This is a genomic window from Bifidobacterium sp. LH_743, assembly GCF_056355775.1.
Map to the genome: position 1 here is coordinate 1 of NZ_JBKESZ010000008.1, position 13,678 is coordinate 13,678.

Consider the following 13,678-nt stretch of genomic DNA (forward strand, 5'->3'; position numbering starts at 1 on the left):
GCCGGAACCCGTCGTCGTAGTGTTTCCTTCGATCCTCGCGCATACGAAAGAACCGCACCTCCGATCATTGAATCTGAATTTCTTCAGTCCAACAATCGGGGTGCGGTTCAATCCTGGAATCCAGCCCACAAACGTTTCATGGTCATGCGATGGCGTGCGTCATGAAAGTCCGCTATCTGACGTCACTTCCTGTGTCGGAGCGAGCGACGGACGGACTGCAGCATCGTCAGCGCGCGGTAGAAGCCCTTCTTGATTGGAACATCGCGTCCTGCGGATGTCTGCACGGTGTCCTCGGCGAATTTCGTCTTGAAGGTGTTCAGGCTCTTCAGCGAAGGCGCGAAATCGTTGCCGATGCCCATCAAATCGATTTGCGTGCAACCGCGCTGTCCCAAAGTGCAGCAGATGGTGTACAGCAGTTTATCGGGGACAAGCTGCCTCATAACCTCCGTGCGCATGCAGGCATAGTAATAGACGGCGTGGTTTCGATTCAGCGCGACAATCGACCATGCCACCACTTTGCCATCGATACGTGCGGCGAACACGCGCGCATGGTCGGAACCCAAGCTGGAAAGCATGTCCACGTAATCGCGCATGGGAGCGGGGGAGAAGCCGTCGCGCTGCGCCGTCTCGACCATGATCTCGTAATATTCGGAGAAATCCGCGATGGCTTGATCCGTTTCGTCCGCGCAGATGGCCGGGCTTTCGCGAAGCGACTTGCGTACGTCACGACGGCCGCGCTTCTTCATGCGGGCCAGAATCTCGTCATCCCCGCCTGTCAGGTCCACGACCACCGTTTCGTTGTAGGGGACGGTGGAAAGCACGGGGAATGTTTCTTCGTAATCCCAGAAATCGATGCGCAGGAAGGCGATGCTTTTGTCTTTGTCGTGCACGGCCTTGACCAGAGCCTGACGGACTTCGGCCTCCGATTCGCGGGATGGCTTGTCAATCCATGCTGGACCATGCACGGACCTCAGATAATGGTAGCCGTGGGTCTCATAGTCGATCAGCGAGATGAAGGCGACCGTTCGGCCATCCTGTTTGATGACGTACGCGCCCCATGGTCTGCGGCCGTCCACGGTGTTCTGGTATTTCGCCCAAGCGTCGGTCTGTTCGATTGGCAGGGTGAAGTCGAGTTCCGCGGCCTGCTGCTCGATGCCTGCCGCGTCGGTGGATTCAAGAGTGATCATGTTCGATCGGGATTCCTTTTTTTGTGATGGCGTGATATGGGATGGGATATTGGGAAGAAGCAGCTATTTGAGATGGAACACACGCTCTACGATACGGTCGTCGCCCTCATAGGGGATATGCTTGCCGTGGTCTTTGAACCAGCGTTCATTGCCTTTGCCGATGATGAGGATGATATGCGGTCGTTGGGAGTTCTTCCGATCGGCTCCCACCGTGGACTCCACGGCTTCGGCGCGATTGAGGATGATCTTCACGTCAAGCTGCGGATTGGTGACACTGCCACGCATATCCTCGCACACCTGTTCAACCGGTTCGTCGTCGGTGTCCTCGAAGGTGAGCACGAGATGGTCGATGCGGTCCTGAGCGGCCTTGACGATTTCCGAACGGCGGTCGTACGCCTTGTTGCCCGCGGAACCGGTGATGAGCGTGATTTCCGGGTTCCTGCTGCCGTAACGCTGGTCCACATAGTCGAGCAGCGCGGTGACGGAAGCGTAGTTGTGCGCGTAGTCGACGATGGCGATCGTGTCGGAACGGGTGTCCTTGAAATGCTCCATACGGCCCGCGATGCGCACCGGCTCCATATCGTGCAGCGCCTCCCGTGCCTGCGATGAATCGAAATCGAAACCGGCAGCACGGGCGATGGCGACCGCGGCGGCGGCGTTCGCGTAATTGAAATCGCCATCCAATGTCAGACTCAGCTCCCCGATGGTCGCGCCGTCGATGGCGATGGAGAAGCGGCTGTGTTCGGCATCCGCCGGTTTTGCGACGACGTCCGCCGCAGCCGCGCCGTCGAGCGCGAACGTGGTGACGTCGACTCCCGCGTGCCGTGCATCCTGCCGGATGAGGTCGACATGCGCGCAGTCGGCGCCGAGTACAAGGGAACGGCAGTTCCTGACGATCTGCCGTTTGCAGTGGAAGTAATCCTCGAAAGTCGGGTGTTCGATCGGGCTGATGTGGTCAGGGCTGATATTGAGGAAGGCGGCCACGTCGAAGGTGAGTCCGTATACGCGGTCCACCTTGTACGCCTGGGAGGAGACCTCCATGACGAGGTACTCCATGCCGTTATCCATGGCTTTGCGCATCATACGGAACGCGTCCATGGATTCCGGAGTGGTCAGGTCCGATTCGACATAGGTGTGGCCGTCAAGACAGTTGTCCACCGAGGAGAACAGCGCGCATTTTCCGCCGGAGCATCCGTTCAGCATGGCCTGGGTGAGATACGCGGTGGTGGTCTTGCCCTTGGTACCGGTAATGCCGATGACCTTCAGCCGGTCCTGTGGACGGTCGTAGAATTCAGCCGACAGCAAAGCCATGGCCTTCCGCACATCATCCACGATGAGGCCCGGAGCCTGGGTGGCGGCGGAGAAGTCATCTTCCGCCACATAGGCCGCAAGACCATGCTCGTCCACATCGTTCAGATATTCCGCCTTGAAACGGCCTTTACAGCACAGGAGGGCGCCCGGCTCCACCTTACGGGTGTCATAGGTGATCGCGGAGAACGGCCTGTCGGCATTCTCGATGTCGCTCGCGTCGATCGTCCAGACCTCGCCGCGGATGATTTCTCGGAGCAGTCCATGCCTGTCAAGCAGCCGTGCGGCCGATTCCAAAGTCAAAGCCATGTTTCGTGTTCTCCTCATGCATGAGACGTCGAGCGGGATACCGAACAGATATTGTACCGGCATCCATGTGCACGACGTGTGACGCCGGGGAAGATACAATGAGGGTGTGACTGAACAACAGACGGAAACCATGGCGAGCCGCCGCGCGCGGTTCGAGAGGCTCGCCATGCCCGTTGTGGACTCGTTGTACCGGCAGGCGATGAGGTTGACCAACAATCCGGATGACGCGCAGGATCTGGTGCAGGACACCTTCGAGCGTGGATTCAAGGCGTTCGATTCCTTCAAGGAGGGGACGAATTTCGCGGCCTGGATGACCACCATCGAGCGCAATGCCTACTTCAACCAATACGCCAAAGCCAAGCGACGACCGCAACGCGCCAACGATTCCACCGGCGAATACGACGATTGGGACCTGTATTCGGCGTCCGAGCATTCCTCAGAACAGCTCAAATCCGCCGAAGAGGAGTATCTGGACGCGTACGCGCCCGAGGAGATCATGACCGCGTTGAACAAGCTTTCCCCGGAGCGCCGGCAGGTGTTCATCGATGCCGCCATCGACGGCAAGTCATACAGCCAGGTGGCCGAGGAGCAAGGTGTGAAAATCGGTACGGTGATGAGCCGCCTCAACCGCGCCAGAACGCAGCTGAAGCGTGAGCTCGCCAATTACGCGAAGGAACGTGGCTATGCCACTGCCGGGAAGGATCGACCATGAGCGAACCAATGGAACGGCATATTTCCATCACTTCGACCAGAACCACCACAGCCGGTGGAAACAGCGTGGTGACACAGGTGACGCATACCAGCGTGCATGTCGTGGCTTCCGGAGACTGTTTCGATCCGGAAACCTGCTGCGACGAGCGGGAACGCGCGCTGATCGCGGCATTGCGTGCCTATCTGCGGCCCAAACATGCGCCGCAGAGCTTGATCGACAGGCTTGAAGCGACATTGGATCATTGCTGCGACGAATGAACGAAGCGCTGATCGCGGCTTCGGATATAGGAGAACCCCGTAGAATCATAACGATTCTACGGGGTTCTCGATGCTCTGTAACGCTATTCGCGTTGGCAGGGATCAGGCGTTCGGGCGCTTGCCGTGATTGGCGGCCTTCTTACGACGATCCTTGCGCTTACGTCCGCGCATGCCCATGATTGGACTCCTTTACTTGCGATTAATAAGCCTACGGGATTATCGCACACAAGCGAGACGTTTGCCAAATCGGGTGTCCGCTGTGTGGCTCCGGCTTATTCCAACGTGCGATTATATCAGTCGAGCGCGCCGATGAACAGTGACGTGCTCGACGTCTCCTTCGGCTTGATGACGATGAGGTCCTTGCCCGTGTTGAACGCGTTCGCGTACGCCGTCTGCGGTTCGACCGCCACGCCCGCCGGATGCTTGAACGCCGGGAAGCCGGTTCCGGTGCACACCTGGAACGAGGTGACGGTCTTGTCGCCGCCCACGCGCACTTTCTTGCCATCCGCCCGCGTGAACACCGCGGTGACGGTGCCGTCCGCGTCATGCTCCAGATCGGTCCAGGCGTCGTCGAACGGCTGCTCGGTGAGCAGTGTGTCCTTGCACAGGTCGTACTTGGTGCCGTCCACCGGTTCGGTGCCGGTCGGAATGAGGTTCTCGTTGACGGTGACATGCGTGCGGCCGGGCAGCGTCAGGCTGCACTTGGCGTTGTGGCCGTCGATCTCATCGCCGTAACCGTTCAGGCCGTTGGCGAGCCACGGATGGATGGCCAAGGCCCACGGTGCGTCCACATCGCCGTTGTTGAAGGCGCTGACGGTCAGGTGCAGGCCATCGTCGGCAAGGCTGTAGGTGGCGGTCACCACGATGTCGAACGGATAGCCGGCCATGTTGGGGGAGCGCCAGGTCAGCGTCACGGCATCTTCGGCGAGCGAGACGAGCTTCCAGTAGGAGCGGTAGCCGTAGCCGTGGATGGCGTTGTTGCGCTCATGCTCGTCGATGGGCAGTGTGTAGGTCTTGCCCTCGAACGTGTATTCGCCGGCTTCGATGCGGTTCGGGAACGGAACAAGAATCTGGCCATGGCAGCAGGACACGACGTCATTCGGGCCGAGGGAGACGATCAGGTCCTCGCCGCGATACGTCAGTTTGCGCAAGGTGGCGCCAAGTTCGGTGATGACGGCTCGGTAATCGCCGTGTGAGATGGAAAATTGCTGTCCGGTGCGTGGAGGCAGAGTTGTGCAGGTCATGAATCACTCCATAGTGTCGTTGATGATATGTCGATACCATGTTACCGCTAACGCTCGGGACTTGGGAATCCGCCGCACACGATTCACTTCCATTCAGATCTTTCGATTCCGCCGTTTTGGCGAACGGCATGTCTTAGTATTGATGGTTGTCATTTCGATTGGCATAGGATGAAAGGCGGCTGGTATGGGCAAACGCATCGTTTTGGCGGATCCTCGTGGGTTCTGCGCCGGCGTGGACAGGGCGATCCTTACGGTGCGGACGATTCTCAAATCCGCGGATGCGCCGCGTGTGGATGGACTGCCGCCGGTGTACGTGCGTCGTCAGATCGTGCACAACAGGCATGTCGTCGAGGATCTGGCCGCGCAGGGCGCGGTGTTCGTGCAGGAGCTGTCGGAGATTCCCGATGCCGCGGCTGCTGCCGGCATCCCCATCGTGTTCTCCGCGCATGGGGTTTCGCCCGCGGTGAAGGCCGAAGCCTCGTCACGCGGCATGCATGTGGTCGATGCCACATGCCCGTTGGTGAGCAAGGTGCATCGCGAGGTGCTGCGCTTCGTCAAGGAAGGCTACGAGATCATCTACATCGGGCACAAGGGACATGACGAAGCCGTCGGCGTGGTGGGGGAGTCGCCGGAACATGTGCATCTGATCGAACACGCCGACGACGTCGATTCGTTGGATTTCCAGCCGGAAACCAAATTAGTGCTGCTCACGCAGACCACGCTGAGCGTCGATGAGACCGCCGATACGATCGCCGCGCTGAAGGCGCGTTTCCCATGGCTGCGGATGCCGCCGAATTCCGATATCTGCTATGCCACGTCGAATCGCCAGTCGGCGGTCAAACTTGTCGCCGAGCAATCCGATTGCGTGGTCATCGTCGGATCGGCGAATTCGTCGAATTCCGTACGGTTGGTGGAAGTCGCCCAGGAGGGACTCAGGACACGGTTCCCGTCGGGAACGGCTGTCGGGGCCGCTGGCCTCGCCCATCGTGTGGACGACGCCTCGGAACTTGATCCCGCATGGTTCGAAGGCGTCGAATCCGTGGGCATTTCCTCAGGCGCCTCCGTACCTGATGAGCTGGTCTCCGGTGTCATTTCCGCACTCAATGCAATGGGCTACCGCGATGTGAGCACCATCGAAACCATCAAGGAGAACATGCACTTCGTACTACCGGCGGAACTGCGCAAATGACCGGCATGTGACGGAACGGCCGGACGGACGCATCCGCATCCGTCCGGCCGTTTCCGAAATCGGCGGATCGTTCTGACGGTCACATTCCGTCACCAGGTGCCGATGGGCGCTGCGACCGCGTCAAGCACCTTCAGCAGATCGTTGGGGTCGATACCGATCGAAAAGCCGCGCTTGCCTCCGGACAGCAGAATCTCCTCATACTGCAGCGCGCTTTCATCGAGCACCGTTTTGTGGTGCGTGCGCTGTCCAAGCGGTGAGATGCCGCCGACGACGTAGCCTGATTCACGCATGGCGACCTTCGGATCGGCCATTGTCGCCTTCTTCGCGCCGACAGCCGCCGCCAGCGCCTTCAGATCCATATGGCCGCTGACCGGCACCACGCCGACCACGCGCTCGGAACCGGTGTCCGCCATCAGCGTCTTGAACACCTGATGCTCGTCGAAGCCAAGCTTGGTCGCGGCCTCCACTCCGTAGCCGTCATCCATATGGTCGTTCGAATGCGCGTACTCGTAGGTTTTGAATGGAATGCCGGCCTTTTCCAATTGCACTGTCGCTGGTGTGGATCCGGCGCCCTTCTCGTGTTTTTTCTTTGCCATGCCGCCCATGATAGGCCTTCGTATGACCGTTTCCGGCGGTTTGGCCGCGCGGGGAGACAAGGATGATGGAGATGATACGAAAAAAGGCTTTCCACACGAAGTGGAAAGCCTTTTTCAGTTGAGGCTCAGAGCCGAACCACGCGGTCTTATTCCGCGATGGCTCACTCGGAGATCTCGGCGAAGTACAGCAGGGTACGCACCATGTTGCAGGTGAAGCCGTACTCGTTGTCGTACCAGGAGACGGTGCGAGCCATGGTCACGCCGTCAACGGTGTTGACATCGGTCTGGGTCGGATCGAACACGCCACCGTGGGTGTCGCCGATGATATCGGAGGACACGATGCCGTCTTCGTTGTAGCCGTAGAAGTCGGTGGAGGAGAACGCTTCCTTGAAGGCGGCGTTGATCTCATCGGCGGTGACTTCCTTGTTCAGGACGGTGGTCAGCTCGGTGACGGATCCATCCGGAACCTGGATGCGCTGGGCATGGCCCTGCAGCTTGCCGTTCACGGACGGAACGACCTTGCCGATGGCCTTGGCGGCGCCGGTGGAATGAGGAATGGTGTTGATAGCGGCGGCGCGGTTGTTGCGAGCCTTCGGGAAGCGCGGGCCGTCGAGGATCATCTGGGTGCCGGTGTAGGCGTGGATGGTGGTCATGAAGCCAGCCTTGATGCCCCACTTCTCATCCAGCAGCTTGACCATGGCGGCCATGGAGTTGGTGGTGCAGGAGCCGGCGGACACGATCACGTCGGACGGCTTCAGGATCTCGTGGTTCACGCCGAACACGACGGTCGGGGTGACATCGTCCTTGGCCGGGGCGGAGATCAGGACCTTCTTGGCGCCGGCGTTGATGTGGGCCTGGGACTTCTCGGCGGAGGTGTAGAAGCCGGTGCACTCGAGCACGAACTCGACACCGTCGTTCTTGACCCACGGGATGTTGTTGGCGTCCTTCTCGGCATAGACCTTGTATTCCTTGCCGTCGACCACGATGGAGTCATCGGTGGAGGTGACCTCGACCGGGGTGCCATCGTCATGACGGAAGGTGCCATGGGTGCTGTCGTACTTCAGCAGGTAGGCCAGCATGGACGGGGTGGTCAGATCGTTGATTGCAGCGACCTCGATGTCACCAGCCTGGCCGCCACGGGCCTGAAGCTCGAAGATACGGCGGAAAGCCAGACGACCGATACGACCAAAGCCGTTAATACCAATCTTAACTGTCATGTAATTCTCCCTTTAGGGTAGGCCACGCGTGTGCCAAGGCACACAGAAGCCATTGTTTACCAACATGGTCCACTGTAGTGCGTCACCTGTACTTAGGGCAACGTTTCCGACGCGTGTCCCGGAAAAAGAGACGCGTTTTTCAGTGAGCGCTCACATTTTTGCCGGCGTGCCTGATCGCCGGTCATCCGGTTGGGCCAGAGCGGAGGAGACGTCCGTGTCGAGCGCTCCCAGATCGCCGGTGAAACCGTGCGACCATGACACGCGTGGCAGGGGAGCCTCGATGGGGAGCGTGACGATGAGCGTGCCATGTTCCACCTCGATGCGAGATGGCTTGCCGCTGAGGAACTCGTTGCTCAGGCCGTTGACGCGCACGCTGGACATCGAAGCGTGGTCGAGCTCGTATTTCAGTCCCGTCTCGCTCACTCCGGTCGAAATATCGCTGTGGGAGAATACGGACACCATACGTCCCGGCGCGACGTCATTCGCCGGGAAATCGAGCGCGCCGTCGTGGATGGCGGTGACGATCATGCCGTCGCCGTGCAGGTAGCCGATTGCGCCATGGTCGGCCAACAGCGCCACAAGCTGGATATTGGCGATTGTGTGGTCGATTCGTCCGCCCAGCGCACCGTATATATGGAATGTGCGTGCACCATGCCGCCATCCAATCTTCATCGCGGACAGCAGATCGGGATCGTCCTTCTCCGTCGGTAGCTTGATGGTGCGGTCGTTATTCGTTGGTCGTGTGTCGGCGATCGAATCGAAATCGCCCACCAGGAAGTCGACGTCGATGCCGGAGTCCTGGGCATGGTCGTAACCGCCGTCCGCGGCGATGATGAGGGCTTCGGACGGGACGGCGGGGACCTCATCGTAATAATCACCTGCGCCGAAAATCACACATGTTTTGGAATTCATGGTCATGCGAAGATAGTGTACGTGCGCGCCCATACGCTTTTCCGGCATGGCGCATATATGGCTTATCCGGCGCTGCCGTCCAGGTCCGGCCTGCAATGATGGCTCCCGAAACACGACACGCGATGTCCGGGTGTGTGGTATTATCTTCAAGGCTTGAGAAATCAAGAAAGCGGGATATCCCCACCTGGAAGCCTTTCATGGTCTCGGGTTCAGGCAATCGCCTTTCCACCGATTCAACGGTGAGATACGTTGGCCGCGTATGCGGTTTTCGCGTGCGCTTTGTTGCGCCTTGGCGGTTCATGGACATTCGGGATTTTGGAATACTGCCAATCTAGGGACGTTCCGTTGCATGGAACATGAGGATTGGAGTCATCATCAGCGACGAACCACGTATTAACGACGAGATTCGCGTCTCCCAGGTGCGTCTGATCGGCCCGAACGGCGAGCAGGTGGGAGTCATCGCGACTTCCGTCGCACTGAACCTGGCAAAGGAAGCGAACCTCGATCTCGTCGAGGTGGCGCCCAACGCGAAGCCTCCGGTCGCCAAGCTCATCGATTACGGCAAGTACAAGTACAACGAGAAGATCAAGGCTCGTGAGGCGCGCCGCAACCAGAGCACCGCGGAAATCAAGGAAATCCGCTTCCGCCTGAAGATCGACGACCATGACTTCGAGGTCAAGAAGGGCCACGTTGTGCGCTTCCTGAACGGCGGAGACAAGGTCAAGGTCACCATCATGCTGCGCGGCCGCGAGCAGTCCCGTCCTATCGGCGGCGTCGAGCTGCTGAGGCGTCTTGCCAGCGAGGTGGAGGAGTACGGCACCGTCGAATTCGCCCCGAAGCAGGAAGGCCGCAACATCATCATGACGCTCGCGCCGAAGGGCAAGAAGGTTCACACCCAGTCCGAGCAGCGCCGTCGTGGCGATCAGTCCCGTGCCGAACGTCAGGCCCGTCAGGCCGCGCGTCTGGCCGCCAAGCAGGAGGCCCAGGCACAGGCGGCAGCCGCAGCCAAGGCAGCCGTGGCGTCCGACAAAACGAAGACTTCCGAATCGAAGTAACAAACAAGGAGGGCAGCAATGCCGAAGATGAAAACTAATTCCGCCGCTTCCAAGCGCGTCCGAGTGACCGGTTCCGGCAAGCTGATGCACGCTGGCTCCGCAATGCGCCACAACCTCGAGCACAAGTCCGCTCGTAAGCGCCGCGAGCTGAAGGCCGACGGTGTTCTGGCCACTTCCCAGAGCAAGAACATGAAGAAGCTGCTCGGTCGCTGAGCATAGCGAGAGCTCATATAACAAAGACTTAACAAGAAAGCTGAGGAATCAAATATGGCACGTGTCAAGCGCGCAGTAAACGCCCACAAGAAGCGTCGCGTCGTTCTCGAGAGGGCTTCCGGCTACCGCGGCCAGCGCTCCCGTCTCTACCGCAAGGCCAAGGAGCAGCTGCTGCACTCCTTTACCTACAACTTCCGCGACCGCAAGGCTCGCAAGGGCGATTTCCGCAAGCTGTGGATTCAGCGCATCAACGCTGCCGTCCGCGCCGAAGGCATTACCTACAACCGCTTCATCCAGGGCCTGCACCTCGCCGGCATCGAACTGGATCGTCGCGCCCTCGCCGAGCTGGCCGTCTCCGATCCGGAGGCTTTCAAGGCCATCGTTGAGCAGGCCAAGGCCGCTCTTCCGGCTGATGTGAACGCCCCGAAGGAAGCCTGAGTCTCCCGGCGTTCCGCCTTATATGTTCGAGAACCCCCGTCCGCGCGTCGGACCGGGGGTTCTCACGTATAAGACGCCGAATCGCCGTCTTGGTTCGGATGGGCTTGGATAGATGAGAGTGGCATAGGCCAATATATGGGGGGGTCTTCGATGGGCGACATCGATCGGCTGATCACACAGTTCCTCGTGCATATCGATGTGGAACGGGGACTGGCGAAGGCCACGGTATCCGCATACGGCGCCGATCTGCATAAGTATCGTGATTGGCTCGACGCGCAGGACATCCACAGCCTTGGCGAGGTAGGCACGCACGACGTGGAACGGTACATCGCTTTTCTTGACGATTCCGGCGAATCCGCGCGCAGCAAGGCTCGTCGGCTCTCGAGCATCCACGAGCTCCATCGCTTCGCCTTGGGCGAGCATGTGGTCATGGAGGATGTTTCGGCATGCGTCAAGGCGCCGAAGAGCGCGGAAACCCTGCCCGACGTGCTTACCGTGGATGAGGTGGCGAGACTGCTGGACGCGATTCCCGTGTCGCAGAGCTATCCGTCCGGCATGGATTCGCCGGAGGAGCCGGACGATCCGGTGATGCTGCGCGACAAGGCGCTGCTGGAGTTCCTGTATGCGACCGGAGCGCGAGTCTCGGAGGCCTGTGGCTCAAACCTTGACGATGTCGACCTGGATGAGAAGGTCGCCCGATTGATGGGCAAAGGTTCCAAGCAACGTTTGGTGCCGGTCGGCGGCTACGCGTGTGAGGCGATTGCGCGGTATTTGCGCGGCGGACGACCGCAACTTGAGGCGAAGGCGAAAGGGCCAGCCGAACGGCGCGCGCTGTTTCTCAACAAACGCGGCAAACGATTGTCCAGGCAGTCGGTGTGGGAGATTATCCGCGTGGCGGGGCAGCGCGCGCACATCGACAAGCCTCTGCACCCGCACACGTTGCGTCATTCCTTCGCCACCCATCTGATTCAGGGCGGAGCCGACGTGCGCACCGTGCAGGAGCTGCTCGGACATGCCAGCGTCACCACCACGCAGATCTACACACACGTGAGCCCGGAGAATCTCATCGAAACGTATCTGACATCGCATCCGAGGGCGAGATAGGCGTTGCGGAATGTGTTGTTGCCGGTTTCATAGGCGATGATGGGTTAGCATGGAACACAGTGAAATCTTTGACACGAGGATGTTGGTAAGGTAAACGGTATGCCTACGGATTTGCTTGGACGTGATTATGAGACGTTTCCCGCTCCGGAGCCGCTGCAGACGCACGGTCCGGCGAGGGTCATCGCCATGTGCAACCAGAAGGGCGGGGTCGGCAAGACCACCAGTTCCATCAATATCGGCGGTGCGTTGAGCCAATACGGCAGACGTGTGCTGATCGTCGATTTCGATCCGCAGGGTGCCGCCACGGTGGGGCTCGGCATCAATGCCAACGCGGTGGAGGACACCGTGTACACGGCGCTGTTCAATCCGCGCATGGATGTGCATAGCGTCATCCACCACACCGATTTCGAGAATCTCGATATCATGCCGGCCAACATCGACCTGTCCGCGGCCGAAGTGCAGCTGGTCACCGAAGTCGGACGCGAGCAGGTGCTTGCCGGCGTGCTGCGCCAGGTCAAGGACGAATACGACGTGATCATCATCGACTGCCAGCCGTCGCTGGGCTTGTTGACGGTGAATGCGCTGACCGCGGCGGACGGAGTGATCATTCCCGTGGCCGCCGAATTCTTCGCGCTGCGCGGCGTCGCATTGCTCATGCAATCCATCGAGAAGGTCCAGTCGCGCATCAACCCGAGCCTTGAGGTGTATGGCGTGCTGGTGACCATGTACACCAGGACGCTGCATTGCGAAGAGGTGCTGCAGCGCATCTACGAAGCGTTCCAAGGCAAGGTGTTCCATTCCGTGATATCGCGTTCCATCAAGTTGCCCGATTCCACGGTGGCGGCCGCTCCGATTACCATCTACGCGCCGAACCACAAGACGGCGAAGGAATACCGTGAAGTGGCCCGCGAGCTAATCGCCAACGACATCGTGGCCTAAATCCCGTCCCAGGCTCCCCGCGTAGGGGAGCTTTTTTTGTTTTTCCGAGGCCTTAGTTCCACTGTGTTTCGCTTTCGCAGGTGGATGCGGACAGGACACGCAAGAGACTTATGGTCAAGTTGACCATAAGTGATACACTCATGCCCTGTCGATATTCGGAAGCGATTGGAACAGGGGTATTCCATGATGATGGGCAATGTCTCGGAACGGCGCAAGCAGCCGCCGCAGATCGGCGTGTCCGTAGTCATCCTCGCCTTAGGACCGATGCCGCGGTCCGATGACGGCGGGCGTGCCGAAACCAGACCGTCCGGTGCGGGATCGACGTTGTGGATGCCGCTGGTCAAACGTGTGCGTCAACCGTTCCTCGGCCAATGGGCCCTGCCCGGCGGAGACCTGCGTGCCGACCACTCGTTGGAACAGTCGGCGTATGCCGCGTTGGAATCGACCACATCGCTGCATCCAAGGTATCTCGAACAGCTGTACACCTTCGGCGACCCCGCGCGTTCGCATGGAGGTCTGCCCATGGTGTCCATCGTCTATTGGGCCTTGGTCGGCGGATCGGACGCGCAGACGGAACCCATCGAAGGAAACAACGTCAAATGGTTTCCCGTCGATGACCTGCCGGAACTCGCCTTCGATCATCGCGCCATCATCGACTACGCCATGAGCCGGTTGCGCGGGAAAATCGAATATCCGCAGGTCGTCACGCGTCTGGTCGGTGAACGATTCACCTTGAGCCAGCTGCATGACGTGTACGAGGCGGTCACCGGCGAAGCCATCGATCTGGCGAATTTCCGTCGGAAGATGCTCGCGTCGGGCCAATTGGAGGACACCGGTGAGAAGCTGCGAGTCGGCCGCAACCGTCCGGCCGCCGTGTATCGATACGTGCGAAGCGCTCTTCGGCGGCCCACGCCGTGGGATTGCGATGCCGACCACTCCGACCTCAAGGAACAGAAGGACGGCGATGACGCGCTGACGGCGTTGACGACCATCTGAAA

At 59.8% G+C, this 13,678-nt stretch carries 16 protein-coding genes; 9 read left to right on the forward strand and 7 right to left on the reverse strand.

Features of this window, described 5'->3' with window-relative positions:
• Positions 1 to 182: 182 nt before the first annotated feature.
• Positions 183 to 1,187, reverse strand: coding sequence for a lipid II:glycine glycyltransferase FemX (locus AC1ATL_RS08670; RefSeq protein WP_476569920.1), 1,005 nt, complete (start codon positions 1,185 to 1,187; stop codon positions 183 to 185).
• Positions 1,188 to 1,250: 63 nt separating this feature from the next.
• Positions 1,251 to 2,804 carry a UDP-N-acetylmuramoyl-L-alanyl-D-glutamate--2,6-diaminopimelate ligase gene (locus AC1ATL_RS08675; RefSeq protein WP_476569921.1) on the reverse strand — a complete coding sequence of 518 codons (1,554 nt, stop codon included), beginning with the start codon at positions 2,802 to 2,804 and terminating at the stop codon, positions 1,251 to 1,253.
• A 130-nt stretch (positions 2,805 to 2,934) separates the two neighbouring features.
• On the opposite strand from AC1ATL_RS08675, the gene AC1ATL_RS08680 reads away from it, so the two are divergent.
• Both AC1ATL_RS08680 and AC1ATL_RS08685 read left to right on the forward strand, forming a co-directional pair.
• The gene (locus AC1ATL_RS08680; RefSeq protein ID WP_476569985.1) at positions 2,935 to 3,516 is read left to right on the forward strand and encodes a sigma-70 family RNA polymerase sigma factor; all 582 of its coding nucleotides are present in this window, start codon (positions 2,935 to 2,937) and stop codon (positions 3,514 to 3,516) included.
• Positions 3,513 to 3,773 carry a hypothetical protein gene (locus tag AC1ATL_RS08685; RefSeq protein ID WP_476569922.1) on the forward strand — a complete coding sequence of 87 codons (261 nt, stop codon included), beginning with the start codon at positions 3,513 to 3,515 and terminating at the stop codon, positions 3,771 to 3,773. Before AC1ATL_RS08680 ends, AC1ATL_RS08685 begins: the two co-directional genes overlap by 4 nt.
• Before the next feature lie 102 nt (positions 3,774 to 3,875).
• Here the strand turns inward: AC1ATL_RS08685 and AC1ATL_RS08690 are convergent, their stop codons facing one another.
• Both AC1ATL_RS08690 and AC1ATL_RS08695 read right to left on the reverse strand, forming a co-directional pair.
• A complete protein-coding gene (locus AC1ATL_RS08690) occupies positions 3,876 to 3,950 on the reverse strand; it encodes a 50S ribosomal protein bL37 (RefSeq protein ID WP_003817083.1) in 75 nt (24 codons plus the stop codon).
• Positions 3,951 to 4,066: 116 nt separating this feature from the next.
• Positions 4,067 to 5,017, reverse strand: coding sequence for an aldose 1-epimerase family protein (locus tag AC1ATL_RS08695; RefSeq protein WP_476569923.1), 951 nt, complete (start codon positions 5,015 to 5,017; stop codon positions 4,067 to 4,069).
• Positions 5,018 to 5,201: 184 nt separating this feature from the next.
• Between AC1ATL_RS08695 and AC1ATL_RS08700 the strand changes: the two genes are divergently transcribed.
• The gene (locus tag AC1ATL_RS08700) at positions 5,202 to 6,206 is read left to right on the forward strand and encodes a 4-hydroxy-3-methylbut-2-enyl diphosphate reductase (RefSeq protein WP_476569924.1); all 1,005 of its coding nucleotides are present in this window, start codon (positions 5,202 to 5,204) and stop codon (positions 6,204 to 6,206) included.
• 89 nt (positions 6,207 to 6,295) lie between these two features.
• On the opposite strand, the gene ybaK is transcribed toward AC1ATL_RS08700, so the two are convergent.
• The 3 genes from ybaK to AC1ATL_RS08715 form a co-directional block, all read right to left on the reverse strand.
• The gene (ybaK, locus tag AC1ATL_RS08705; RefSeq protein WP_476569986.1) at positions 6,296 to 6,802 is read right to left on the reverse strand and encodes a Cys-tRNA(Pro) deacylase; all 507 of its coding nucleotides are present in this window, start codon (positions 6,800 to 6,802) and stop codon (positions 6,296 to 6,298) included.
• A 161-nt stretch (positions 6,803 to 6,963) separates the two neighbouring features.
• Positions 6,964 to 8,019: a type I glyceraldehyde-3-phosphate dehydrogenase gene (gap, locus tag AC1ATL_RS08710; RefSeq protein ID WP_476569925.1), complete on the reverse strand. Its 1,056-nt coding sequence runs from the start codon at positions 8,017 to 8,019 to the stop codon at positions 6,964 to 6,966.
• A gap of 150 nt (positions 8,020 to 8,169) precedes the next feature.
• Positions 8,170 to 8,931, reverse strand: a complete 762-nt coding sequence (locus AC1ATL_RS08715; protein ID WP_476569987.1) for a thiamine diphosphokinase — start codon at positions 8,929 to 8,931, stop codon at positions 8,170 to 8,172.
• Between the two features lie 356 nt (positions 8,932 to 9,287).
• Here AC1ATL_RS08715 and infC point away from each other — a divergent pair, with 356 nt between their 5' ends.
• From infC to AC1ATL_RS08745, 6 genes are all read left to right on the forward strand, one after another.
• Positions 9,288 to 9,986 (forward strand): translation initiation factor IF-3, encoded by a 699-nt coding sequence (infC, locus tag AC1ATL_RS08720; RefSeq protein ID WP_026646166.1) that lies wholly within the window; start codon positions 9,288 to 9,290, stop codon positions 9,984 to 9,986.
• Between the two features lie 18 nt (positions 9,987 to 10,004).
• Positions 10,005 to 10,199 (forward strand): 50S ribosomal protein L35, encoded by a 195-nt coding sequence (rpmI, locus tag AC1ATL_RS08725; RefSeq protein WP_003810699.1) that lies wholly within the window; start codon positions 10,005 to 10,007, stop codon positions 10,197 to 10,199.
• Positions 10,200 to 10,253: 54 nt separating this feature from the next.
• Positions 10,254 to 10,637 carry a 50S ribosomal protein L20 gene (rplT, locus tag AC1ATL_RS08730; protein ID WP_003810697.1) on the forward strand — a complete coding sequence of 128 codons (384 nt, stop codon included), beginning with the start codon at positions 10,254 to 10,256 and terminating at the stop codon, positions 10,635 to 10,637.
• A 150-nt stretch (positions 10,638 to 10,787) separates the two neighbouring features.
• Positions 10,788 to 11,741 (forward strand): site-specific tyrosine recombinase XerD, encoded by a 954-nt coding sequence (xerD, locus tag AC1ATL_RS08735; RefSeq protein WP_476569926.1) that lies wholly within the window; start codon positions 10,788 to 10,790, stop codon positions 11,739 to 11,741.
• Positions 11,742 to 11,840: 99 nt separating this feature from the next.
• Positions 11,841 to 12,680: a ParA family protein gene (locus AC1ATL_RS08740; protein ID WP_011743425.1), complete on the forward strand. Its 840-nt coding sequence runs from the start codon at positions 11,841 to 11,843 to the stop codon at positions 12,678 to 12,680.
• A 183-nt stretch (positions 12,681 to 12,863) separates the two neighbouring features.
• On the forward strand, positions 12,864 to 13,676 hold the full coding sequence (locus AC1ATL_RS08745) for an NUDIX hydrolase (RefSeq protein WP_476569927.1): 813 nt from the start codon (positions 12,864 to 12,866) through the stop codon (positions 13,674 to 13,676).
• Positions 13,677 to 13,678 lie beyond the last annotated feature (2 nt).